The sequence below is a fragment of the Methylovirgula ligni genome, assembly GCF_004135935.1.
GTDB lineage: Bacteria > Pseudomonadota > Alphaproteobacteria > Rhizobiales > Beijerinckiaceae > Methylovirgula > Methylovirgula ligni.
Window position 1 is genome coordinate 1,158,949 of record NZ_CP025086.1, and the last position, 21,235, is coordinate 1,180,183.

Sequence of the window (21,235 nt, forward strand, 5' to 3'; positions counted from 1 at the left end):
ATTAGCGTCCCCCTTCAGGCAAGGACAAAGCCGGCGCGCCGAGCGCGGTCGACGGCGGGAATTCGGCGTCCGGGCCGAGCTTGATGTATTTGATCATCAGATAAAGCTCGACGACCGCAAGCACGCTGTAGAAGAGGATGAAGCCGCCGAGACTCAGCCAGAGATTGCCCGCCGTCAGGCTCGATGCGGACAAGAACGTCGGCAGAATGCCGTCGATCGTCCACGGCTGGCGTCCGTTCTCCGCTACGAACCAGCCCAACTCGGCTGCAATCCACGGCAGCGGCAGAATGGCGACCGCGAGCCGCAGGAACCAGTTGTAGGTATCGAGCCGGTGCTTCGCCGAAAGCCAGAAGGCGAAACCGAAGAAGGCGATGAAGAAGAAGCCAAGGCCCACCATGATGCGGAAGGTCCAGAACAGCGCCGGCACGTTCGGCACGGTGTCCCACGCCGCCTTAGAAACCTGCTCCGGCGTCGCGTCGGTCACCTTGTCGGTATAGCGCTTGAGAAGCAGGCCATAGCCGAGATCGTTGACATGCGCGTTGAAGGTCGTGCGGGCCGCCACATCGTCGGGGTGTTTGCGCAATTGGCCGAGCGCGCCATAGGCGACTTCGCCACTGGCGATGCGCGCCTTGTTGGCCTCGACGAGATTCAGGATGCCCGGAATCTTGTCGCTGAAGGAGCGGGTGCCGATGAGGCCCATCACCCACGGCACTTCGAGCGCGTCATGTGTGGTATGGGTGGCGAGGTCGGGGAAACCGAAAGCGGTAAAGCTCGCCGGCGCCGCCTCGGTCTGCCACATCGCCTCGATGGCCGCGAGTTTCATCTTTTGATTTTCTGACGCGCTGTAACCGCTCTCGTCGCCGAGCACCACGACCGACAGAGCCGAGGCAAGGCCGAAGCTTGCGGCCACCGTCATCGAGCGCTTGGCGAAAGCGATATTGCGGCCCTTGAGTAGGAACCAGGCGCTGATCGCCATCACGAAGATCGAGCCGGTGACATAGCCGGCGCTGACCGTGTGGACGAATTTCGCCTGCGCCACCGGGTTGAACAGAACGTCGCTGAAATTGGCGACTTCCATGCGCATCGAGGCGGGATTGAACTTGGCGCCGACGGGATGCTGCATCCAGCCGTTGGCGACGAGAATCCACAGCGCCGAGAGGTTGGAGCCGAGCGCGACGAGCCAGGTGACGACGAGATGGCCGACCCTGGAGAGCCGGTCCCAGCCGAAGAAGAAGAGACCGATGAAGCTCGCTTCAAGGAAGAAGGCCATCAGGCCTTCGATCGCCAGCGGCACCCCGAAAATATCGCCGACGTAATGCGAGTAATAGGCCCAGTTCGTGCCGAACTGGAATTCCATGGTGATGCCGGTCGCAACGCCCATGGCGAAATTGATGCCGAACAGCAGGCCCCAGTATTTGGTGATGTCGCGCCAGATGGTGCGGCCGGTCATCACATACACACTCTCGAAAATCCCGAGCAGGATCGACAGACCGAGGGTGAGCGGGACAAAGAGAAAATGATACAAGGCCGTGAGGCCGAATTGGAGCCGCGACAGCTCCACCGTGACATTATCGATCATGACTCACCTCTCGGCCGTGCTGGCCATAGTTCTATCGATGAGATGATGCGCGACATCCTGTTGCGTCGGCACCATTTGGTGGGCGGAGGAGAAGAAGAGGAAATAAAGCGCCGTGAGGCCGATCACCTTCAGGCACAGGACCGCGACGATCTCACGCCAATAGGTGAAACGGCCGGAGCGTCGTGGCATTGAGAGTTCAATCGGCATCACGCAACACCGCTGCAAAGAAGATCTGCGAGAATGCCCGCGCAGCCGATATTCGAGAAAGAATGAAAGCGCGAACAGGATATGCGGGCGAGGTAACACATAGACGTCAGTCCACGTGACGGAAACGTTCTAAAAGCCGCGGGACGTTACTGTGCGTCGCCCCGAATCGAATTGATCTTGATCAAGCCAGAAATGTTCTGTGAAATCCACGCGCACCCTTGCGGTATCGCAGGATGGGCATGGACAATCTGTCCAAGCTTTCAAAGGCTTTTTTGGTCAGCCTGTTTCTAATGCCAGATGAGCGGCACGAGCGGCAGGATGAGCGCCGTGATGAGGCCGTTGAGGGCGATGCCGAGCGCGGCGAAAGCGGCGGCGACCCCGTCGAGCCGGGCCGCCTGCGCCGCGGCGACGCCGCTGCCGGCGACTCCCGCAGCAAGGCCATGGGCGCGCCAGTCTGCGACGCGCAGCCCTTTCAGCATTTTCTCACCGATGATCGCGGCAAGGATGCCGCCGACCATGGCCAGCGCGGCGGTCAGCGCCGGGTTGCCGCCGATCTCGGAAGAGACCGCCATGGCGATCGGCGTCGTGATGGATTTCGGCGCCATCGACAAAGCAATGGCGCGGCTGCCGCCGAGCAGGCGGACGATAACGATGCCCGAGAGGATCGCGGTTACCGCGCCGGCACTGAGGGCCAGACCGATGCTCGCGAGGTTGCGGCGGATATGGTGGAAATTGCGCGCGAGCGGCACCGCCAGCGCCACCGTCGCGGGGCCGAGCAGGAAGTTGATGAACTGGGCGCCGCTGAAATAGGTCGCATAGGACGTCTGCGTCGCGACGACGATAAAACCGACGGCAATGACCGCGAATGCTACAGGATTGGCATAGGGCGCCCCGCCCGCTTTGCGCTGCAGCCAGCAGCCGGCGAGATAGGCGCCGATTGTCAGCACGATCCAGGTGAGCGGCGCCAGCGCGAGCGGCGTCCAGACGGCTAGGATTTCGCGATACATGGCTTGTCTCCCACCGCGAGTATCCGCGCCTTTTTCGGCGCGGCTTTCCTGCGGATCAGGTGATGCAACACAAGGCCGGTGACGGCGAGGCTCAACACGGTCGAGCCGATGACGCCGCCGAGGATCGGCAGCCATTGCTGCCGGATCAGGCCGAATTCAGCGATAATGCCGGCGCCCGCCGGCACGAAGAGCAGGCCAAGATAATTGAGAATGACGCCGGCGGTCTCGTCGAGCGCGCCGGGCGCAGCCGGTGTGGTCTCGCGCCCGTAACCGCGAAAGATCAGCCAGGCCGCGAGCAGGATCATCCCGACGACCGGGCCGGGAACCGGCAGATGCAGCGCGGCGCGCAGCAATTCGCCCAAAAGCTCGACACCGAGAAGGGTGAAGACGGCGACCAACATGGCGAATCTCCTTCGTTCGCCACTCAAAATGCGCTTCCGCGGCGCAACAGAAAATATCCGACTTCTCAAATGTCTTTTGCAAAAAAGGGCATAATGCTACCCTGTATGGGTTCATTAACGGATATTAAGGTCCGTTTATTGCGCAAATAGGCAGATAGATGGACGTTTTTGCTGCATTGCGAGCTTTCGTCCGGTCGGTCGATCTCGGCAGTTTCTCCAAGGCGGCGGCCGAACAGGAGCTGAAGGTCTCGACCGTCTCGCGCTATGTCAGCGCGCTTGAGGCCGATCTCGGGGTCGCGCTTTTCAATCGCTCGACGCGGCGTCTGCATCTCACCGAAGGGGGTGGCGATTTCTATCGCCGGGCGGTGGCGATCCTCGCCGAGTTCGAGGAAGCACGGCTCGCCATGCACACGCTCAACGCCAGCCCGCGCGGCGTGCTGCGCGTCAATATCCCGAGCGCCTTCGGCCGCCGCCATATCGTTCCGCATCTGAAGGATTATCGCGATCTCTATCCGCTCGTCCGGCTTGACGTCACCTTGACCGATACGGTCGTGAACCTGATCGAGACGGGTGCCGATGTCGCGATCCGAATCGGGGCTTTGGAGGATTCAACCCTCGTCGCTCGAAAGCTTGCGCCGCAGCGGCGTATCCCGGTCGCAAGCCCGACCTATCTCGACCGTCACGGCACGCCGCGCGCGCCGGACGAACTCGCGCGCCACGCCTGTCTCATCCTCGCGCCGCAGCAGGGCGAGACCTGGTATTATCGCGCCACGCCCGAAGCCGAACTTGAGAGCATTACGGTGAACGGCGATGTGCGCGCCAATGAATCGGAGGCCTTGTTGCAGCTTGCGCGCGATGGGCTTGGCATTGCGCTGCTGCCGACGTGGATCATGGCCGATGAACTCGGCGCCGGCCTGCTCACGCCGCTGTTGAGCGACTGGCATTGGGCGATTGCCACCGGCGCGGAGCGGGCGATCTGGGGCATCTATCCGCCCAAGCGCATCGTCGCGCCGAAAGTACGCACCTTTCTCGCTTTCTTCGCCGCGCGGTTTGGCAAACCGCCCTATTGGGAGCGCACGGCGCAGTTGGAAAACACCGCCGACGACGACATCATAATCCCAGATCACTGAGGCTCGGGTGATCGTCGGGGCGACGGCCCAAAGGCCAGAAGAATTTGCGATCCTGCTCCTTGATCGGCAGATCATTGATCGAGGCGAAGCGGCGCTGCATCAGACCCTCGGCGTCGAATTCCCAATTCTCATTGCCGTAGGAGCGGAACCATTGGCCCGCATCGTCGTGCCATTCATAGGCGAAGCGCACGGCAATGCGGTTGTCGGTAAAAGCCCAAAGTTCCTTGATGAGGCGATAGTCCAGTTCGCGCGCCCATTTGCGCGTCAGGAAGGCGATGATTTCGGCGCGCCCGCGCGGAAACTCGGCGCGATTCCGCCAGATCGAATCCGGCGTATAGACGCGCGAGACGCGCTCGGGGTCGCGGCTGTTCCAGCCGTCTTCCGCGAGCCGAACTTTGGCGATGGCGGTTTCACGTGTGAAAGGCGGCACGAGCGCGGTCATGAAAGCTCCTGTACTGAGGAGCGCTATTGTACCGATCGGTACAAACGTGTCAAGGTGGTTCTGATGTTGGCGAATCATCACAACCGCGGCGCTTGCTCGCGCGATAAAAATATCGTCATGACGCGTGGCTCGATTTCCTCGGGAAATGGCATTAAAGCCGAAGAACGGTTTGGCTTTTTGACACGCGCCTGACATGTGCGCGTCGCCAAGCTGCAACGTCACGCCATCCAGATATAAGGGGGTCCCGTGCCGCTTATCCGTATCGACGCCATCGCCGGGCGCACAGAAGACGAGATCAAGACGCTGCTCGATTCCGCGCATCGCGCCATGCTTGCCGCGTTCAAGGTGCCGGAGCGCGACCGCTATCAGGTCTATACGGAGCACCTGGCCAGCCATCTCATCGCGCAGGATACCGGCCTCGACATTCCCCGCACGCAAAAATTCGTGCTCGTTACGGTGACGACGCGGCCGCGCTCGCGGGCCGAGAAAGAAGCCTTCTACAAATTGCTCTGTCAGGAGCTTTGGGAGCACTGCGCCATCGCGACCTCCGATGTGATGATCTCGCTCGTGCAGAACACGGATGAGGATTGGTCGTTCGGCAACGGCCGGGCGCAATTCCTGACCGGGGAACTCTAGATAATCGATCTGCAAATCAGATCGATACGAATGAAATAATGAATTATATTTATCTGTCAGCTTAGGCGACATTCGGCTCCCAAGAGGAGCCAGATGATGACGAGCACGACCCCGGATTTAGATGCGCCCCTGTCCCGGCGGCATGCGCCGACGGGCCGTGTTCGCCTCACGGTTCTTCCGGGTCTGCTTCTTACCGCGACGATCGCAGCGACGGCCTTTGCCTTGCACAATCTGCCCGGAGTTGCGGCGTTCAGCCCGATGATTCTGGCGATCCTCATCGGCATCGCCTTCCACAATCTCGTCGGCACACCGGCCCGGGCGAAAGCGGGCGTCACCTTCTCGTTGCGGCGGATTCTCCGCCTCGCCATTATTCTGCTCGGCCTTCAATTGACGGTCGCGCAGGTTGCGGACGTGGGTGCGAAGGGCGTCAGCGTGATCATCCTCACGCTCCTTGCCACATTCGTCTTCACCAAATGGCTCGGCGGGATTCTTGGCGTTGATCGGAAGCTGGCGGAACTCATCGCCGCCGGCACGTCGATTTGCGGTGCCTCCGCGGTGATCGCCACCAATACGGTGACCAACGCGCGTGACGAGGATGTGGCTTATGCTGTCGCCTGTGTAACCGTCTTCGGCTCGATCGCCATGTTCGTCTATCCGCTCCTGCCCGGCCTGTTGCGGCTTTCGCCGCACGCCTATGGCCTGTGGGCCGGCGCCTCGATCCATGAGATCGCGCAGGTCGTCGCGGCGGCGTTCCAGGATGGCAAGGCAGCTGGCGAATTCGGCACGATTGCCAAGCTCTCCCGCGTCATGATGCTGGCTCCGGTGATCATCGGCCTCGGTTTCCTGACGCGCCTGCGCGCAGGACAGGCGCACCACCGCGCCGCCGCGCCGATCCCCTGGTTCGTGCTCGGTTTTGTGGCGCTCGTCGGCCTCAACAGCCTCATAGCCATGCCCGCGCCGCTCAAGTCCGATATCGCGATGCTGACAACGTTTCTGTTGTCGATGGCTTTGGCCGCCATGGGGCTCGAGACCGACATTCGCAAGCTGCGCGCCGAGGGGCTGCGTCCCCTGCTCCTCGGACTCGGCTCGTTCCTCTTCATCGCCACTTTCAGCTTGGCTTTGGTGAAGATGACGACATGATGCGCGGATGACCCTGGAGCAGCTTCGCATCTTCGTTGCGGCAGCCGAACGCGAACATGTGACGCAGGCGGCGCGAGATCTCAATTTGACGCAATCCGCCGTCAGCGCCGCGATCCATGCGCTCGAAGCACGCTATGCGGTCAAATTGTTCGATCGTGTCGGTCGCCGGATCGCGCTGACTCAGACCGGGAATGTGTTTTTGAAGGAGGCGCGCGGCGTGCTTTTGCGCGCGGCGGATGCCGAAGCGGCACTTGCCGATCTCGCTGGGCTGAAGAGCGGCAGCCTTTCAATCGCTGCGAGCCAGACCATCGGCAATTATTGGCTGCCGCCGCTCGCCTTGAAATTTCGTGCGGCCTATCCCGGCATTGCGCTCAACATCCGGATCAGCACCACACCCCTCGTGGCCGATCTGGTGCGCGAGGGTCTTGTCGACCTCGGCCTCGTCGAGGCAGAGGTCGATGATCCCGCCTTGAGCGCGATGCCGATGCCCGGCGACGAACTGGTTGTCGTCGTGAGTTCGGCGCTGGCGCTGCCGGCGAAGGCCAAGCCGGAAGCGTTGCTCAAAAATCTGCCCTGGGTGCTGCGCGAAAAGGGATCGGCGACGCGGGCGATGTTCGAGCGGGCGCTGAAGGGCCTCGGCCTCGCGGCCAGGGAGCTCAATATCGTGCTCGAATTGCCGTCGAACGAGGCGGTGCGCACGGCGGTCGTCACGGGCGCTGGCGCGGCAGCCTTGTCGCGCCTCGTCGTCGCCGACACGCTGGTTTGCGGCGCATTGAAACAGCTCGACGTCGCTTTGCCGAAACGACGTTTCTTTGCGTTGAAACATCGCGAGCGCGAGGCCACGCGCGCCGCTCAGGCGTTCTTCGCTTTGCTCAAAGATAATGCAACGCGCAAGCCTTGAAGCGCTACCGTGGCCGGGCTATAGGCTCGGCGGCTTTGCGGGCCATCGTCTGATTTCTTCCTTCCCCTTCGGCCCGGGCCAGATCGCGGGAGATTCGAATGCTCAAAAGAGTTTTGGCGCTTTCGATAGTTGCCGGTTTTGCGTTGGTCGCGTCTCAGGTTGAAGCCCTGCCCTTGTCGTCGCTTGATGGCGCTTCGGCGCCGCACGTCACGCTCGTTTATGGCGGCTGCGGGGCTTATGGTCATCGCGGACCCTATGGCCATTGCCGCGCGGGCGGTCAGGCGGGCGGCTATTGGCGCGGTCGTCCGTGTCCTCCCGGCTGGCATCTCGGCGGTGGCGGACGGCATTGCTGGCGCAACTGATGAAGATGCGGATAGCGTCTTAGCGTCTGCCAGACAATCATCGGTGGGCGCCGGAAAAGTTCCGGCGCCCTTAATCGTATGCAGAGCGAGCCTCGCTTATGAAAACCGCTGTCGCCATCCGGCACGTTTATTTCGAAGATCTCGGCACGCTCGCGCCGTTATTGCGGAGTGCCGGCTACAGTGTGACCTATGTCGATGTCGATAATAGCGCTCTCGCGGCGCTGGATCCGCTGGCGGCGGATCTCGTCGTCGTTCTGGGCGGTCCGCTCGGTGTCTATCAGACGGACGAATATCCCTTTCTTCTCGACGAGATTCGCCTGCTTGAAGCGCGGCTTGCGGCCAACCGGCCGACGCTCGGCATCTGCCTCGGTTCGCAACTGATTGCGGCGGCATTGGGCGCCAAGGTCGCCCCGTCCGGCCATAGCGAGATCGGCTTCTCGCGCCTTGCGCTGAACGCGGCCGGGGCCGAAAGCCCGTTGCGGCATCTCGCCGATGTCGACGTGCTGCACTGGCATGGCGACACATTCGCGATTCCCGATGGCGGGACGCTGCTAGCCTCGACACCGCTGTGCGCGCATCAGGCATTTTCGCGCGGTCCCAATGTTCTCGCCCTGCAATTCCATCCCGAGCCGGATGCGGCGGACCTGGAGCGCTGGCTTATCGGCTATGCCGGCGATCTCGCCGGCGCCAAACTCGATCCGCGGGCGTTCCGCAAGGCGGCGGCGCGCCATTGCCCGCCGCTGCGGAGCGCGACGGCGGAGTTGCTGACCGAATGGCTCGCCGGCCTGAAACTTTGAGATGTGCCGTGGATCGCGTCCGGGCTCTCGTGCGTTGATAGCGGTCGCAGCGCGAATGGGAGAAGGCCAATGGCGCAACACGAGAGCAAGGCCCAGAAAAACACCGTCGGCCGTGTCATGCACGAATACAAGCACGGCGAACTGGAATCGAGCCGCGGCGGCAAGGTGAAGAGCCGCAAACAGGCGGTCGCCATCGCCCTGAGCGAGGCGGGCGCCTCGAAATCCGAAAGCCCGCAGAAAAACCGCGAGCATCTCCACAAGACCAAGGAAAAGGAACGCCACGGCCAGACGGCCCAGGCGCAGAAGGAAGGCCGTCTAAAGCATTAGGCGGCGCCTCGGAGCGCTTGATCGTGGAGGTTCGAGCGCCGCCTGTGCAGCGGCGGCGCTCGCGGGTCGACAGAGGTGGACAAAGACCCCACATTGGGGTCAATGATTCGTCTTTCGTTCCCCGGAGAGAAGCGGGATTGAGCGCCCCCGACAGTTTTGAAGAAGCAGGACATGGCTACGAGCCGCCGGCGTTGCGGCCGGGCGGCATCGCCGCGCGTGCTCGGGTGGGTGGTGCCCGCTACCTTGAAGGGCTGAACCCCGAACAGCGCGAGGCGGTCGAGACGCTGGATGGGCCGCTTCTGGTGCTCGCCGGGGCTGGCACCGGCAAGACGCGCGTGCTCACCGCCCGCATGGCCCATATTCTCGCCTCGGGCCGTGCCTTCCCTGGCCAGATTCTCGCCGTCACCTTCACCAACAAGGCGGCGCGGGAGATGAAGGAACGTATCGCCACGCTGGTCGGCGCCGCGGCCGAGGGCATGCCCTGGCTCGGCACGTTCCACGCGATCTCGACCAAAATCCTGCGCCGCCACGCCGAGCTTGTCGGGCTCAAGAGCTCCTTCACCATCATCGACACCGACGATCAGATCCGGCTGCTGAAACAGGTGCTGCAGGCGGAGAATATCGACGACAAGCGCTGGCCGGCGCGCACGCTCGCCTATCAGATCGACAATTGGAAGAATCGCGGCCTCGATCCCGCGCATGTGCCGGCGGGGGAGGCGGCGGCTTTCGCCGACGGCAAGGGCGCCAAGCTCTATCACGTCTATCAAGATCGGCTGAAGGTGCTGAACGCCGCCGATTTCGGCGATCTCCTGCTCGAAAGCCTGCGGCTCTTCCGCGAAAATCCCGACGTGCTGAAGCAATATCAGGATCGCTTCCGCTACATGCTCGTCGACGAATATCAGGACACCAACACGGTCCAGTATCTGTGGCTGAAGCTGCTGGCGCAGGGCCGCAACAATATCTGCTGCGTCGGCGATGACGACCAGTCGATCTATGGCTGGCGCGGCGCCGATGTCGACAACATCCTGCGCTTCGAGAAGGATTTTCCGGGCGCGAAGATCATAAGACTTGAGCGCAATTACCGCTCGACGGCGCATATTCTCGATGTCGCCGCGGGCCTCATCGCGCATAATCAGGGGCGGCTCGGCAAGACGCTCTTCACCGATGGCGAGAAGGGCGACAAGCCCACTGTCTCCGGCGTCTGGGATTCGGAAGAGGAGGCGCGCACGGTCGGCGAGGAGATCGAGCAGCTTCAGCATAAAGGCGTGCGGCTCGACGAGATCGCAATTCTTGTGCGCGCGTCATTCCAGATGCGCGAATTCGAGGAGCGGTTCATCACGCTCGGCCTGCCCTATCGCGTCATCGGCGGCCCGCGCTTCTATGAGCGCGCCGAAATCCGCGACGCGCTCGCCTATCTGCGGATTACCGCCCAGCCGGACGACGATCTTGCCTTCGAGCGCATCATCAACGTGCCGAAGCGCGGCCTCGGCGACGCCAGTATTCAGCTCCTGCACGATCATGCGCGGCGCGAGCGCATTTCGCTGACGCGGGCGGCGCGCAGCATGATCGAAACGGAGGAATTGAAGCCGAAGCAGCGTCAGTCCTTGCGCGACTTCCTCGCCGATCTCGACCGCTGGTCGGCGCAGATCGAGCAGAAGCCGCAGGGCGAACTGGCCGAGACCATATTGGAAGAATCCGGCTACACCGATATGTGGCAGAAGGACCGCACGGCCGAGGCCGCGGGCCGGCTCGAAAACCTGAAAGAGCTTGTACGCGCGATGGAGGAGTTTCCCAGCCTCGCCGCCTTCCTCGAGCATATTTCGCTGGTCATGGACACCGACAGCCAGGATGCCGGCCCGCGCGTCTCGATCATGACACTGCATGCCGCCAAGGGCCTCGAATTCGAGACGGTGTTCCTTCCCGGCTGGGAGGAAGGCCTGTTCCCGCACCAGCGTTCGCTCGACGACCAGGGCCGCGCCGGGCTCGAGGAAGAGCGCCGCCTCGCCTATGTCGGGCTCACGCGCGCCAAGCGGCGGGCGAAAATCTACTTCGCCACCAACCGGCGTATCCGCGGTCTGTGGCAGACGACGATCCCCTCGCGCTTTCTCGACGAATTGCCGGAGGCGCATGTCGAGGTCGTCGATTCGGCGTCAGGCCGCAGCTACGGCAATTATGCGCAATCGCGCTTCGCCAATATGGATACCTATCGCTCCTCCTATACGACGCCCGGCTGGCAGCGCGCGCAGCGCCGCAATGCCGAAGAGCAAAGCGAGGCGAAGGGCGGGGCTTGGCGCGACAGTTCCGCGCGCCGCGGCCCGCTGACGATCGAGGGCGAACTGGTCGCGAAGTCCTCCGCGACCTCATCCTTCGACAAGGGCGCGCGGGTGTTTCACATCAAGTTCGGACCAGGCACCGTCGCCGCCGTCGATGGCAACAAGCTTACGGTCGATTTCGACAAGGCCGGCCGCAAGATGGTGCTAGAAAGCTTCGTCCAGGCGGCGTGACGCCTATTTTGCGGACTTCTCTTTCTTGCAGATAACCGCTTTCGGCTGACAGGCGATACCCGGCGTTGAGCAGCCGACGCGCCCGTCCGGACTGCGCAGGCAGGTGCGGCAGCTATCCGTCCATTCGAGGCATTCGGGATGCGCGGCGCCATAGGCCAGCACCGAGACATCCGAGGGTATCTTCCCGATCGCGCCGCGGTTCTGAAACGGTACCGGCGACGCTTGCTCATCTGCCGTGGCCGCGGTGACCGGCAGAACGAGGCTCAGACCGAGCGGCAGGAAGAGTACGCGAGAAAAAATCGGCATGTGCAGATTATAGAGGCGTCTCACGTGGAGTGCCAAGCCGCCGTGGTGAGGCTTACGCTGCATCTTTGGCGGCCTGGAGGAGAAGCACAGCGTCGGCGATGACCTCGCCCAACGCGGTTTCGCAGCTTCGGTAAAGTCGCGTCGCATCGTTCCAATCCTTCCGCGCGACCGCGGCAGCCACGGCGCCTCCCAGGCTTCCGGCCTCGGCCGCACCTTGCGCGACGCGTTCAGCGCGCCCCCCGTCGCGAAGCCCGGGAAAATTCTGCAGGCTGGCGTCGAGAGAATCGCGATTCAGCCATTGCGCTGTGATCTGCGGCGGTTGGGCGCCAATCAGGATCGCGGCGAGCCGATGCTTGAAGCTCGCGGCATCGGCCGGGATGCGCGCGAAGCCAGCCAGCGTCGGCGCCGCGTCGAAACATTGTTCCGACATGGCCTCGCAGCCGGTCAGTCGTGTATCGATCGCGCCGACCTCAGTCTCGGTCTTGCTGATTTTGCCGGCGATGGCGGAGGTGCTTTCGGCGATCTCGGCGGTCGCGGCGCGCTGGCGGGCCAGATGTTCGGCAAGACAGCGCACCCGGTGGGCGACATCGGCCATCGCGATCCCCCCGCTGGCGACCTGCGCGGCGACGCTGCGGACGATGCCAAGGCCCTCTCCGACGGCGGTCAGGCTGTCGCCGGCAGCAGCGCGAATGAGGGCCGTCTCCGACGCCAGGGCGTGCAGGCGTTTGTAAATGTCCTCGGTCACGCCGCCGGTCTGACGCGATAGCGCCTTCACTTCTTCGGCGACGACCGCAAAGCCGCGGCCGGCATCGCCCGCGCGCGCCGCTTCGATCGTCGCATTGAGCGCGAGCATGTTGGTCCGCTCGGCGATGGCTTCGATCTGGCCGGCCATCGCGCCGATTTGCGCCACGGCGGCTTCGAGAACATTGAGGCGATCATCGATGTCGCCGGCGCGGCGCTCGATCACGGTCATCGCATCGCTCGCCGCCTGGCTGTCGACTGCGCATCGTGTCATCGCGTCCGCCGCTTGCGTGGCGAGCGTCGCGCTTTCGGCCGAATTGTCGGCGATGGCTTTGGTCGAGGTCGCGAGTTCTTCCACCGCGCCCGAAATCGCCCGGGCCGCGCGCGTCATTTCGCGCGCGTCGTGCGAGATCCAAATCGTGTTGACGGCCGTCTCTGAGGCTTCCTTCGAGAGCGTCGCGATCAGACCGAGGTGATCGAGATTGCCGATCCGTGCCGTTTGGACGAGGCGCACCAAGGCACGGCCGAAGCGTCCGTCCAGCAATGGCGCCGTGTCGCCCGTCCCCGCCAGCGCCTCGATGATTTCGGCAAAATGATCCTCGTCCGGCGCAACTTGCGACGGCGCCTCATGCTGCTTCTGGCTGAGACGCCGGAACATCAAAAGCGATCCTTGGACGTTTGGCCTGTACTTCTCTAAATGTGGTCCCGACCGTGAGACTACCGCGGATACGTCAAATTTTGGTAACCATGACCGTGAGCGTAAACCGCGACCGCCCTCGCGCGGGGCGGCAGGCGCGTCTAAACTGGCCCGGATGATCCCAAGGCATATGAAACGCAATTGGAAACACGGCGGTCCGTTCGGCGAGCGGCGCGGCTATCATCATGGCGGCCTCAAGGACGCCCTCGTGGAGGCGGCCCGCGCCCTGATGGCCGAGCATGGGCCGAGCGGTTTCACTCTGTCCGAGGCGGCCAAGCGCGTCGGCGTCACGGCGGCGGCGCCCTACCGGCATTTCGCCGACCGGCAGGATCTGATGGGCGAACTTGCCCGCCGCGGCTTCGATCTTTTCGGTGAGCGGCTGGCCGGCGCCTGGGACGAAGGCCGGCCCGAGCCGCGTGCCGCCTTGCAGCGCATGGGCCGCGCCTATCTCAACTTCGCCACGGCCGAGCCCGGCCTCTACAGCGCGATGTTCGAAAATGCCAGAGGTCTGCGCGGGGCTGCGGCGGGCTTCATCGCCACCAAGGCTTTCGAGGGTCTGAGCCGCGCCGCGGCCGGCGTCATTCTCGGGGGCGGCGGCGATCCAGCCGAAATCCGCCGCCTGGCGCTCGAACTGTGGGCGCTGGCGCATGGCACGGCGATGCTGACCCTCGCCGGCCATTTCAATCCAGCGTCAGGAGATGATCCCGCCGCGATCCTCGACCGCGGCGCGGAGGCCCTGATCACCGCGGCACTTCGAAAAAAATAGACGCTCTCTCAATGGGTTGTACGATTTGATCGGACGCTGTCTCGACAAACGGCCAATGTTAAAGTATGTTACATTAACATTGTAGCGCTTCTGCTGCATGGAGGAACTTATGTGTGGAGCACGCAGCTACGGGCATACGCCCGGAGGGAGTTCGATAAGCCTTCCCTATTGGTCTGACTGGCGACCGATGGAAATCGTCGCGATGGTTCTCGGCTTCATTCTCTTCTGGCCGATCGGGCTTGCCATCCTCATCGCCAAGATCTGGCAGAAGAACCGCGCCTATGCCGGCGATCTGCCGGGCTTCGTCAGCGCGCAGGTGCAGCAGAAATTCCGCGAAAAATGGGAGCAGAAAATGCGCCGTCACGGTTTGCGCCGTCAGGATTTCTACAATTGGTCGGTTGGCGAGGGACGCGGCTTCGGCGGGCCGCCCTGGCAGTGGCGTCCGGCGACGACCGGCAATCTGGCTTTCGACGAATGGCGCGAAGCCGAACTCACGCGCATCGAGGCCGAGCGCGAGAAGCTGCGTGCTGCCGAGCAGGAGTTCTCGAGCTTTGTCGAGAACCTGCGCCGCGCCAAGGATCGCGAGGAGTTCGAGCGCTTCCTGGCGCAGCGCAATGCGCAGCCGCCGCAGTCTGGTGCACCCAATCCGCCGGCAAGCTGATCAAGCTGCTGGCATCATCGGCAAAAGCATAAGCAGCGAAGCAATCCGGAAACAAAACCGGATTGCTTTCGTTATCTGGACGTGAAGTCTGGCTCGCGACGACGTCGGGGCTATTACTGGCTGTTTCCGCCGCCGCCCGGCAGCAACGACTTCAGAAACCTGATCGTCTTGATGTTGACCCGGATGCCGTGGCCCATGTCGAAATCGCCGGGCTTCATGTCCGCGGGGCAGTCGCCGGTCCATTTGGCATCTTGAGTAATGTCGACATCGCTCTGGCCAAGCTTCGGCGGGTCGAAATGCGATTTGATGTCGACATGATAGGCGGTATCGCCCGTGTACACCGTGGTGGCGATCGTCGTCACTTTGGTCCCGCCCATCGTGCAGTCGCTGTCCGCCGTCACGGTGCTGCCGGCCGTCTTGATGTCGTTCTTGCTGCAATGTTTGGAACGCACATCGCTGCTGAACTGGTGGAACAATTGATCGGTCGCGGCGTCGATGCACATTTTCATGGCGACGTCGGGAATCGAGGGATTGTGCACGCTGACTTCCCAGAGGCCGGGCTTGCGTGGCGGATAATCGTCGGCCGCGGCGGCCGTCGCAAAGATCGAAACCAGCGCCGCCGTCATTGCGAATGTCACGCGCATATATCCCTCCCAGCCCTGTAATGGCGCCCGCCATAGCACGGACGGCGGCGCCAATCTACTTTGCCGGTCCACTTGCCGGGCGCGGGCTGGTGATGCTCGAGCGTGTTCTTATCGGGAAAGTCACGCAACTTTCCGGCAATGCGTTCTAGTCCGGCTGGACGTTACGCAGCTTCTTGATGGTGCCCCGCCTTTGCTTGGCCTCGACGCGGCGTTTCTGCGACGCCAGCGTCGGCCGTGTTGCGATGCGGCGCCTGGGCCGCACCGCCGCCTTGGCGATCAGCGCGCAAAGGCGCGTAAGCGCATCCCGCCGGTTGGCTTCCTGCGTGCGAAATCTCTGCGCGGAAATGATGACGATGCCGTCGAGCGTCAGCCGGCTCCCGGCGAGCTTTTCGAGCCGCCGCTTGATATCGTCCTCGAGCGAGGGCGAGCGGCGCACATCGAAGCGCAGATGCACCGCCGTTTCGACCTTGTTGACATTCTGGCCGCCGGGGCCGGAAGCGCGCGCGAAGGAATATTCGAGCTCGCTCTCGTCGATCGAAACATTTTTGGCGATGGCGATTGTCGGCATGTGGATTTATTCCGGCAGCTAGCGCAAGAGAATCCGCATACGCTGCATGATGACCAGAATCGCGAGCGAAGCGCCGACCAGAATCACCATCGACCAGAAAAAGCCGCTGCTGATCTCGGTAAAGGGCAGGTTCTTCACGTTCATGCCGAATATGCCGGCGACGAGGCTGGCCGGCAGGAAGAAAGTGGTGATGATCGTCAGCAGATAGAGGCTGCGGTTGGTGTCCTCGGCGATCTTGAGCGCGACCTCCTCCTGCAGCATGTGGGCGCGTTCGCGCATGGCGATGATGTCGCGATCAAGGTTTTCGAGCCGCTGCATCAGGATGTTGGTCTTGACGCGCAAATCCGGTGGCGGCGCGCTGTCGAGCTTGGGGCCGACACGCTCGAACAGGGCCAGCAGGCCCTGCATCTGGCGGTGCAGATGCACGGCAGCCTTGCGCGCCTTGGCGAGGCGCTCGCGCTGGTCCCTGGAGGCGCGTTGCCACAGCTCGTCCTCGATCTCGTCCATATCTTCATCGAGTTCATCGGAATATTTGTCGATCGAGTCGGCCACGTGATCGACGATCAGCTCGAACAGCGAGGCGACGCGATGCAGCTTGCGGCCGCGGTCGAGCGCCTGGCGCGCGCTTTCCGCGGCGCTCATCGCCCGCCGCCGCGCGCTGATCAGCACTCTGTCGGTCATGGCGAAGTGCAGATAGCCGAAATGCTGCGTGGCGCCGTCGATATCGGCGATGAGATCGGCGAAAACGCCATAGACGCAATTGTCGTCGACATGGAGCTGCTGGGTGCCGTCGGGGGCCGTCAGCGCCACCGCCGCCTCGGCCGGCAAATCCTCGAACTTGGGCAACAGGGCGCAGGCGCGGGCGTCGGCGAGGTTGAAGTGCAGCCATAGCCAGCCGTCCTCGCTGACGGTGTCGATCGGCTGGTCTATCGGCAGCGCCTCGGGCGTGCCGTCGGCATGGATGCGAAACGCCCAGACGAGTCCGGGCAAGGTTTGGCCAGGCAGGGTTTGGCCTGCGGCCGAAAGCGCAGACGGGGCGGCGGGCGTGTCATCCATCGGGAGAACTCTATCTTCTGGAGCGGGCCGGCCGCAGGGCATCCCGCGGCTGAGCGAGACGTTAACCGCGTTATTTTAAGAGCACTTAACATATTTCGCACAATTTGAGGCAATGGCGCGTCGCGTATTGCCCTTAGCCGCTGCGGCGGCGCTCGTCTTTGAGCTTGCTGGCTGCTCGAATTACGAGGCCCAGCGGCCGGCTTGGCGCGCCGAGGCGGAGAACGCCTGTCTGGCGCAAAACCTGATCCATGAATCGGCCTATGTCCGCCCGGTCCAGGCGATCGACGGGCCCGGCATCTGTGGTCTGACGCGCCCCTTCAAGGTCGCGGCGCTGCTCGACGGCGCAGTGATGCTCGACGGCAATTACGTCCTCGATTGCCCGATGATCGCGGCGCTCAATGCCTGGGTTCACGATGTCGTCGAGCCCGCCGCCCAGACCCGGTATAACGAGCGCGTCGTCGAGATCACCACCTTCGGCACCTATAGCTGCCGCGGCATCAACGGAGAATTCGGCTCGCGCCTCTCCGAGCACGCCTTCGGCAATGCCATCGACGTCTCTGGCTTCATCCTTCAGGATGGGCGCAAGCTTGTCATTGCGCATGATTGGAACTTTGGCGATCCGCAATCGCAGGCTTTCCTGCGCGACGTCGACAACGGCGCCTGCGGCGATTTCACCACGGTCCTCGGCCCCGGCTATAATTTCCTCCATTATAATCATTTCCATCTCGATCTCGCGATGCGCGGCAATACGTCGACGGGGCCGCGCCGCGTCTGCAAGCCGCATCCGGGGATTCTGCCGCAGGATCATCCCCCGGACGGCCTGCCCGAGCCGCCGCCGCTCGACGAAGAGATGGATGTTTCGCAGGCGGGCGCCGGCGTCGATCAGCCCGTCTCCCTGCACGCGGGGCCTGGCTCGCCCGATGCATCGCTGCCGCCCGCCCCCTCTTCGCCGCCGCGCTCCTATGCGCGCGACTATCAGGCCCTGTCGAGCGACGCCTTGCCGCCCGAGCCGGTGGCGCCGCAGCGTGGCACGCTGCGCGCCGACGGCGCCTATGTGCCCGAGGGCAAGCCGAGCGACTGGGATCTTCATTAGGCCCAAGGCTATCCCCAGACCGCGCCCGGCCCCGGGTTGCGAATTATATGTTATATAGTTACATAATCTGCCGCGCGATTGATGCGGCTGGGCGCGACGCGACGCCCCGGCCCACGAAAAAATTCAGGAATGATGTTCATGACATTGGCAACAGACCGCAGGCTCCCCGTGACCGTGCTCTCCGGCTTTCTCGGGGCTGGCAAGACGACGCTGCTCAATCACGTGCTCAACAATCGCACCGGGCGCCGCGTAGCCGTGATCGTCAACGATATGAGCGAAGTGAACATCGACGCCGATCTCGTGCGCGAGGGCGGCGCCAACCTCTCGCGCACCGACGAAAAGCTCGTCGAAATGACCAATGGCTGCATCTGCTGCACGCTTCGGGATGATCTGCTCCAGGAAGTGCGCCGACTCGCAGAGGATGAGCGCTTCGATTATCTCCTCATTGAATCGACCGGCATTGCCGAGCCCTTGCCGGTCGCCGCGACTTTCGAGTTCCGCGACGAGGAGGGCCGCAGCCTGGCCGATCTCGCGCGGCTCGATACGATGGTCACGGTCGTCGATGCCGCCAATCTCCTCAAGGATTATGCCTCGGCCGATTTCCTGAAAGATCGCGGCGAGTCGCTCGGCGACGACGATAATCGCACGCTTGTCGATCTGCTTGTTGATCAGATCGAATTCGCCGATGTCGTCATTCTGAACAAGGTCGATGCGGCAACGCCCGAGGCGGTCGATGCCGCGCGCAAGATCGTCCGCGCGCTCAATCCCGAAGCCGATCTGATCGAGACCGCAATGGCGCAGGTCGATCTCGGCCGCGTCCTCGATACGCGCCGCTTCAATTATGAAAAGGCGCAGCAGCATCCGCTATGGTTCAAGGAGCTCTATGGCTTTGCCGACCACGCGCCGGAGACGGAGGAATATGGCATCGGCAGCTTCGTCTATCGCGCCCGGCGGCCGTTCCATCCCGAGAAATTCCACGCCTTTCTCAACACCAATTGGCCGGGCGTCATCCGCGCCAAGGGACATTTCTGGCTCGCGACCCGGCCGGAATGGGTCGGTGAATTGAGCCAGGCAGGGGCTCTCGTCCGCAATGAAGCGATGGGCTTCTGGTGGGCCGCGGTGCCCAAGAACCGCTGGCCCGATCATCCGGAATGGCGTGCGGCCATCGCCAAGCATTGGGACAAGGTCTATGGCGACCGGCGGCAGGAGATTGTCTTCATCGGCGCGGCGATGGAGGAGGCAGCGATCCGCCGCACGCTCAATGCCTGTCTCGTCGGCGACGCCAATGCGAAGGAGATGCAGACCTCGGCCTGGGGCAAGCTCGCCGATCCCTTTCCCGTCTGGCAGCTCGACAAAAACTGAGCGTTCACGATTTGCGGCATCCGCTTTCCTTGCGCGCTCCCGCCGGTATGATCGGGGGCGGAGGCCGCCGTGCTGCAACAAAGTTTTTCATCCAAACCCGGGCTCGCGCGCTACAATGCGCCGGCGCAAGCGCTGCATTGGATCACACTCGTCGTCATCTTCACCCTCCTGCCGCTCGGCTGGGTGATGGTGAACATGGACGAGCACAAGCCGGCCCGCGGCACGCTGTTCTTCGTCCACAAATCCTTTGGTGTGCTGGCGCTCGGGCTCATTGTCGCGCGGCTTGGCTGGCGGGCGCTGCGCCCGGCGCCAGGCCTACCGCCACAGACAGCCAAATGGGAAATCGGCCTCGCGCATGCGACGCATGCCTTTCTCTATCTGATCTTCATCGTGATGCCGGTGAGCGGCTACATTACGTCGAGCGCCGGCGGCCATCCTGTCTCGCTGTTCGGGCTGCCGTTGCCGCAGCTTCCGAAGGACAAAGCCTTGTCGGATCTCGCGGGCCAGATTCATGTCGCTGGGCAATATCTCGTCTATTTCTTTCTCGGCGTGCATATCCTCGGCGTCGTCTGGCATGTCGCCGTGCGCAAGGACGGTTATCTGGCGCGGATGCTGCCCGAGCAGATCAACGCAGAATAGAGCACGAGCTCGCCCCGTTGCACCAATCCTGCCGTCGATATGGGTGGCGACGCATCTGCTGATGCCGGTCGCCTTGCATGGTTTGCGGATCGTCCAGTGCATTGGGGCCCTTGGCCTGCGGCACGGGCTGCGGCACGAGTTCCTGGTGCGCGCCGCCGCCGGGGTTCAAGGGCTGCGATTCCTGCGCATTGCCGCCGAGCTGTCCCGGATATGGCTCGGGGATGAGCTGCTGCGCGGCAAAGGCGGGCGTGGCAAGAAGACAGGCCGCGAGCACCAACGTCCTGAACATGGCTTCGCCTTTCCGAGTCGGGCCAGCGCCGCGGGGATCAATCCTTCTTGATCCACACCCGTCCCGCTTGCGGGTCGAAAACGATCGTCTGGAACAGGCGCAGGAAGGAGACGCCAAGCTGTGCCGCCGGCGTCGTCTGCGCCGCGATACCGCCACAGATATTCGCTGGTTTGACGATCAGATAATAGTCGCGGGTCTGCGCGACAGCCGCGCCGCTCTCATTTGTGATCACAAGCGGTTGACGGCTCGAATAAACCGGCCGGCTCTCAAAGCCGGCGCAGGTCTTCACCGTCACATGATTTTGAAGCGTCAGCGACGCTCCGTCTGCGATCAGGGCGTCGTGAAAGGCCTGATTGATGTCGAGTGAATGGGGATAGAGATCGTCGTCATAGCCAGTGTCGATCTGCGCCCAGGTCTTCGCCGCGCCGATCCGCAAAAAGACCACAGGCACATTCGGCCTGTCGTGGGCGACATGAACGCGGCCGGGTGAGAAGAAGCCGCGCTGGTCGATGGGCGTGAACCCGGCTTCTTGCAGTTGCGACGCCGCGCATGGTGTGGCCGAAATCGCCGCCGTTGTCGCATTGAGCGCGACGGTGAGATGCGCCAGAAGGTCGGTGCCGATGATGGCGTCCGTGGCCGGATCGGCATGGCGGGCGAGGAATTCGCTTTCGCCCGGCAAGGGCAGCGAGGTTGCGGCCTTGACCAGCAAACCAACGTCGGTCGCGGCCTTCGCCCGCAACGAGCTTTGCGTGGCGCCATAATCGAGCAGGGCGCGGGCGGGCGTGCCGTCGATATCGATCTCGATATGCGGCGCGCCGGCGCTATGGCTCAGCGGATAGGTTTTGGCGCTACAAAGCATTGCCGTGGTCTGCGGCGTGGCGCGAAAGTGAAACATGGCCGCCGCCAACGCGAGCGCAAGCAAAATGGTTGCGGCAAAAATTTTATGATGCGCAACCGTCATTGCGAGGCGCGCATGCGCC

General features: G+C 63.1%; 26 protein-coding genes. 14 read left to right on the forward strand and 12 right to left on the reverse strand.

The features are described 5' to 3' along the window. Position 1: 1 nt before the first annotated feature. The 4 genes from CWB41_RS05615 to CWB41_RS05630 all read right to left on the reverse strand — a co-directional run bounded on the left by CWB41_RS05615 (position 2) and on the right by CWB41_RS05630 (position 3,194). The gene (locus CWB41_RS05615) at positions 2–1,579 is read right to left on the reverse strand and encodes a cytochrome ubiquinol oxidase subunit I (protein WP_115835191.1); all 1,578 of its coding nucleotides are present in this window, start codon (positions 1,577–1,579) and stop codon (positions 2–4) included. Between the two features lie 3 nt (positions 1,580–1,582). Next, the gene (gene cydP / locus CWB41_RS05620) at positions 1,583–1,768 is read right to left on the reverse strand and encodes a cytochrome oxidase putative small subunit CydP (protein ID WP_129396415.1); all 186 of its coding nucleotides are present in this window, start codon (positions 1,766–1,768) and stop codon (positions 1,583–1,585) included. A gap of 305 nt (positions 1,769–2,073) precedes the next feature. Next, on the reverse strand, positions 2,074–2,793 hold the full coding sequence (locus CWB41_RS05625) for an LrgB family protein (protein WP_115835189.1): 720 nt from the start codon (positions 2,791–2,793) through the stop codon (positions 2,074–2,076). Next, positions 2,775–3,194, reverse strand: coding sequence for a CidA/LrgA family protein (locus CWB41_RS05630; protein WP_115835188.1), 420 nt, complete (start codon positions 3,192–3,194; stop codon positions 2,775–2,777). Before CWB41_RS05630 ends, CWB41_RS05625 begins: the two co-directional genes overlap by 19 nt. Before the next feature lie 158 nt (positions 3,195–3,352). On the opposite strand from CWB41_RS05630, the gene CWB41_RS05635 reads away from it, so the two are divergent. Next, positions 3,353–4,324: a LysR family transcriptional regulator gene (locus CWB41_RS05635; RefSeq protein ID WP_115835187.1), complete on the forward strand. Its 972-nt coding sequence runs from the start codon at positions 3,353–3,355 to the stop codon at positions 4,322–4,324. On the opposite strand, the gene CWB41_RS05640 is transcribed toward CWB41_RS05635, so the two are convergent. Beyond that, entirely contained in the window at positions 4,305–4,766 is a 462-nt protein-coding gene (locus tag CWB41_RS05640) for a nuclear transport factor 2 family protein (protein WP_115835186.1), read from the reverse strand. The two genes, CWB41_RS05635 and CWB41_RS05640, sit on opposite strands and share 20 nt — an antisense overlap. Before the next feature lie 63 nt (positions 4,767–4,829). Between CWB41_RS05640 and CWB41_RS16465 the strand changes: the two genes are divergently transcribed. The 8 genes from CWB41_RS16465 (at position 4,830) to CWB41_RS05675 (ending at position 11,433) form a co-directional block, all read left to right on the forward strand. Further along, positions 4,830–4,958 carry a hypothetical protein gene (locus CWB41_RS16465; protein ID WP_281024133.1) on the forward strand — a complete coding sequence of 43 codons (129 nt, stop codon included), beginning with the start codon at positions 4,830–4,832 and terminating at the stop codon, positions 4,956–4,958. Between the two features lie 54 nt (positions 4,959–5,012). Next, positions 5,013–5,402: a tautomerase family protein gene (locus tag CWB41_RS05645; RefSeq protein WP_115835185.1), complete on the forward strand. Its 390-nt coding sequence runs from the start codon at positions 5,013–5,015 to the stop codon at positions 5,400–5,402. A gap of 96 nt (positions 5,403–5,498) precedes the next feature. Further along, a complete protein-coding gene (locus CWB41_RS05650) occupies positions 5,499–6,542 on the forward strand; it encodes a YeiH family protein (protein ID WP_115835502.1) in 1,044 nt (347 codons plus the stop codon). A 7-nt stretch (positions 6,543–6,549) separates the two neighbouring features. Then, positions 6,550–7,443 carry a LysR family transcriptional regulator gene (locus CWB41_RS05655; protein ID WP_115835184.1) on the forward strand — a complete coding sequence of 298 codons (894 nt, stop codon included), beginning with the start codon at positions 6,550–6,552 and terminating at the stop codon, positions 7,441–7,443. Between the two features lie 98 nt (positions 7,444–7,541). Continuing rightward, the gene (locus CWB41_RS05660; RefSeq protein WP_115835183.1) at positions 7,542–7,805 is read left to right on the forward strand and encodes a GCG_CRPN prefix-to-repeats domain-containing protein; all 264 of its coding nucleotides are present in this window, start codon (positions 7,542–7,544) and stop codon (positions 7,803–7,805) included. A 98-nt stretch (positions 7,806–7,903) separates the two neighbouring features. Further along, positions 7,904–8,602, forward strand: a complete 699-nt coding sequence (locus CWB41_RS05665) for a glutamine amidotransferase (RefSeq protein WP_115835182.1) — start codon at positions 7,904–7,906, stop codon at positions 8,600–8,602. Positions 8,603–8,671: 69 nt separating this feature from the next. Continuing rightward, positions 8,672–8,929 carry a DUF6496 domain-containing protein gene (locus CWB41_RS05670; protein WP_115835181.1) on the forward strand — a complete coding sequence of 86 codons (258 nt, stop codon included), beginning with the start codon at positions 8,672–8,674 and terminating at the stop codon, positions 8,927–8,929. Positions 8,930–9,066: 137 nt separating this feature from the next. Further along, a complete protein-coding gene (locus CWB41_RS05675) occupies positions 9,067–11,433 on the forward strand; it encodes an ATP-dependent helicase (protein WP_115835180.1) in 2,367 nt (788 codons plus the stop codon). A 3-nt stretch (positions 11,434–11,436) separates the two neighbouring features. Here CWB41_RS05675 and CWB41_RS05680 read toward each other — a convergent pair whose 3' ends face one another. Together CWB41_RS05680 and CWB41_RS16470 are read right to left on the reverse strand one after the other, a co-directional pair. Further along, positions 11,437–11,739, reverse strand: coding sequence for a hypothetical protein (locus tag CWB41_RS05680; RefSeq protein WP_115835179.1), 303 nt, complete (start codon positions 11,737–11,739; stop codon positions 11,437–11,439). A gap of 52 nt (positions 11,740–11,791) precedes the next feature. Further along, on the reverse strand, positions 11,792–13,138 hold the full coding sequence (locus tag CWB41_RS16470; RefSeq protein ID WP_115835178.1) for a methyl-accepting chemotaxis protein: 1,347 nt from the start codon (positions 13,136–13,138) through the stop codon (positions 11,792–11,794). Between the two features lie 169 nt (positions 13,139–13,307). Between CWB41_RS16470 and CWB41_RS05690 the strand changes: the two genes are divergently transcribed. Further along, positions 13,308–13,943 carry a TetR/AcrR family transcriptional regulator gene (locus CWB41_RS05690; RefSeq protein ID WP_115835177.1) on the forward strand — a complete coding sequence of 212 codons (636 nt, stop codon included), beginning with the start codon at positions 13,308–13,310 and terminating at the stop codon, positions 13,941–13,943. 187 nt (positions 13,944–14,130) lie between these two features. Continuing rightward, positions 14,131–14,604: a DUF2852 domain-containing protein gene (locus CWB41_RS05695; protein WP_245411132.1), complete on the forward strand. Its 474-nt coding sequence runs from the start codon at positions 14,131–14,133 to the stop codon at positions 14,602–14,604. 113 nt (positions 14,605–14,717) lie between these two features. Here CWB41_RS05695 and CWB41_RS05700 read toward each other — a convergent pair whose 3' ends face one another. The 3 genes from CWB41_RS05700 to CWB41_RS05710 all read right to left on the reverse strand — a co-directional run bounded on the left by CWB41_RS05700 (position 14,718) and on the right by CWB41_RS05710 (position 16,872). Further along, positions 14,718–15,248 (reverse strand): DUF3617 domain-containing protein, encoded by a 531-nt coding sequence (locus CWB41_RS05700; protein WP_115835176.1) that lies wholly within the window; start codon positions 15,246–15,248, stop codon positions 14,718–14,720. 145 nt (positions 15,249–15,393) lie between these two features. Next, positions 15,394–15,816: an alternative ribosome rescue aminoacyl-tRNA hydrolase ArfB gene (gene arfB, locus CWB41_RS05705; protein ID WP_115835175.1), complete on the reverse strand. Its 423-nt coding sequence runs from the start codon at positions 15,814–15,816 to the stop codon at positions 15,394–15,396. Between the two features lie 18 nt (positions 15,817–15,834). Beyond that, the gene (locus tag CWB41_RS05710; protein ID WP_165204035.1) at positions 15,835–16,872 is read right to left on the reverse strand and encodes a CorA family divalent cation transporter; all 1,038 of its coding nucleotides are present in this window, start codon (positions 16,870–16,872) and stop codon (positions 15,835–15,837) included. Between the two features lie 112 nt (positions 16,873–16,984). On the opposite strand from CWB41_RS05710, the gene CWB41_RS05715 reads away from it, so the two are divergent. From CWB41_RS05715 to CWB41_RS05725, 3 genes are all read left to right on the forward strand, one after another. Further along, complete coding sequence (locus tag CWB41_RS05715) at positions 16,985–17,965, forward strand: extensin-like domain-containing protein (RefSeq protein WP_115835173.1); 981 nt, start codon at positions 16,985–16,987, stop codon at positions 17,963–17,965. 138 nt (positions 17,966–18,103) lie between these two features. Continuing rightward, positions 18,104–19,327: a zinc metallochaperone GTPase ZigA gene (zigA, locus tag CWB41_RS05720; RefSeq protein ID WP_115835500.1), complete on the forward strand. Its 1,224-nt coding sequence runs from the start codon at positions 18,104–18,106 to the stop codon at positions 19,325–19,327. Between the two features lie 69 nt (positions 19,328–19,396). Then, positions 19,397–19,966 carry a cytochrome b gene (locus tag CWB41_RS05725; RefSeq protein ID WP_115835172.1) on the forward strand — a complete coding sequence of 190 codons (570 nt, stop codon included), beginning with the start codon at positions 19,397–19,399 and terminating at the stop codon, positions 19,964–19,966. Here CWB41_RS05725 and CWB41_RS05730 read toward each other — a convergent pair. Both CWB41_RS05730 and CWB41_RS05735 read right to left on the reverse strand, forming a co-directional pair. Further along, positions 19,953–20,255, reverse strand: coding sequence for a hypothetical protein (locus CWB41_RS05730; RefSeq protein WP_129396416.1), 303 nt, complete (start codon positions 20,253–20,255; stop codon positions 19,953–19,955). The genes CWB41_RS05725 and CWB41_RS05730 overlap by 14 nt on opposite strands. Before the next feature lie 37 nt (positions 20,256–20,292). Beyond that, positions 20,293–21,150: a hypothetical protein gene (locus CWB41_RS05735; protein ID WP_129396417.1), complete on the reverse strand. Its 858-nt coding sequence runs from the start codon at positions 21,148–21,150 to the stop codon at positions 20,293–20,295. Between the last annotated feature and the right edge of the window lie 85 nt (positions 21,151–21,235).

What these genes read in the sequence shown, in the direction of transcription:
- CWB41_RS05700 (WP_115835176.1), bottom strand. Translation starts at nt 15,248, where the DNA reads ATGCGCGTGACATTCGCAATGACGGCGGCGCTGGTTTCGATCTTTGCG.
- CWB41_RS16470 (WP_115835178.1), bottom strand. Translation starts at nt 13,138, where the DNA reads ATGTTCCGGCGTCTCAGCCAGAAGCAGCATGAGGCGCCGTCGCAAGTT.
- CWB41_RS05625 (WP_115835189.1), bottom strand. Translation starts at nt 2,793, where the DNA reads ATGTATCGCGAAATCCTAGCCGTCTGGACGCCGCTCGCGCTGGCGCCG.
- CWB41_RS05660 (WP_115835183.1), top strand. Translation starts at nt 7,542, where the DNA reads ATGCTCAAAAGAGTTTTGGCGCTTTCGATAGTTGCCGGTTTTGCGTTG.
- CWB41_RS16465 (WP_281024133.1), top strand. Translation starts at nt 4,830, where the DNA reads ATGTTGGCGAATCATCACAACCGCGGCGCTTGCTCGCGCGATAAAAAT.
- CWB41_RS05655 (WP_115835184.1), top strand. Translation starts at nt 6,550, where the DNA reads ATGACCCTGGAGCAGCTTCGCATCTTCGTTGCGGCAGCCGAACGCGAA.
- CWB41_RS05665 (WP_115835182.1), top strand. Translation starts at nt 7,904, where the DNA reads ATGAAAACCGCTGTCGCCATCCGGCACGTTTATTTCGAAGATCTCGGC.
- CWB41_RS05670 (WP_115835181.1), top strand. Translation starts at nt 8,672, where the DNA reads ATGGCGCAACACGAGAGCAAGGCCCAGAAAAACACCGTCGGCCGTGTC.
- CWB41_RS05735 (WP_129396417.1), bottom strand. Translation starts at nt 21,150, where the DNA reads ATGTTTCACTTTCGCGCCACGCCGCAGACCACGGCAATGCTTTGTAGC.
- arfB (WP_115835175.1), bottom strand. Translation starts at nt 15,816, where the DNA reads ATGCCGACAATCGCCATCGCCAAAAATGTTTCGATCGACGAGAGCGAG.
- CWB41_RS05635 (WP_115835187.1), top strand. Translation starts at nt 3,353, where the DNA reads ATGGACGTTTTTGCTGCATTGCGAGCTTTCGTCCGGTCGGTCGATCTC.
- cydP (WP_129396415.1), bottom strand. Translation starts at nt 1,768, where the DNA reads ATGCCACGACGCTCCGGCCGTTTCACCTATTGGCGTGAGATCGTCGCG.
- CWB41_RS05730 (WP_129396416.1), bottom strand. Translation starts at nt 20,255, where the DNA reads ATGTTCAGGACGTTGGTGCTCGCGGCCTGTCTTCTTGCCACGCCCGCC.
- CWB41_RS05695 (WP_245411132.1), top strand. Translation starts at nt 14,131, where the DNA reads ATGGAAATCGTCGCGATGGTTCTCGGCTTCATTCTCTTCTGGCCGATC.
- CWB41_RS05715 (WP_115835173.1), top strand. Translation starts at nt 16,985, where the DNA reads ATGGCGCGTCGCGTATTGCCCTTAGCCGCTGCGGCGGCGCTCGTCTTT.
- CWB41_RS05680 (WP_115835179.1), bottom strand. Translation starts at nt 11,739, where the DNA reads ATGCCGATTTTTTCTCGCGTACTCTTCCTGCCGCTCGGTCTGAGCCTC.
- CWB41_RS05630 (WP_115835188.1), bottom strand. Translation starts at nt 3,194, where the DNA reads ATGTTGGTCGCCGTCTTCACCCTTCTCGGTGTCGAGCTTTTGGGCGAA.
- CWB41_RS05640 (WP_115835186.1), bottom strand. Translation starts at nt 4,766, where the DNA reads ATGACCGCGCTCGTGCCGCCTTTCACACGTGAAACCGCCATCGCCAAA.
- CWB41_RS05690 (WP_115835177.1), top strand. Translation starts at nt 13,308, where the DNA reads ATGAAACGCAATTGGAAACACGGCGGTCCGTTCGGCGAGCGGCGCGGC.
- CWB41_RS05650 (WP_115835502.1), top strand. Translation starts at nt 5,499, where the DNA reads ATGACGAGCACGACCCCGGATTTAGATGCGCCCCTGTCCCGGCGGCAT.
- zigA (WP_115835500.1), top strand. Translation starts at nt 18,104, where the DNA reads ATGACATTGGCAACAGACCGCAGGCTCCCCGTGACCGTGCTCTCCGGC.
- CWB41_RS05615 (WP_115835191.1), bottom strand. Translation starts at nt 1,579, where the DNA reads ATGATCGATAATGTCACGGTGGAGCTGTCGCGGCTCCAATTCGGCCTC.
- CWB41_RS05710 (WP_165204035.1), bottom strand. Translation starts at nt 16,872, where the DNA reads ATGGATGACACGCCCGCCGCCCCGTCTGCGCTTTCGGCCGCAGGCCAA.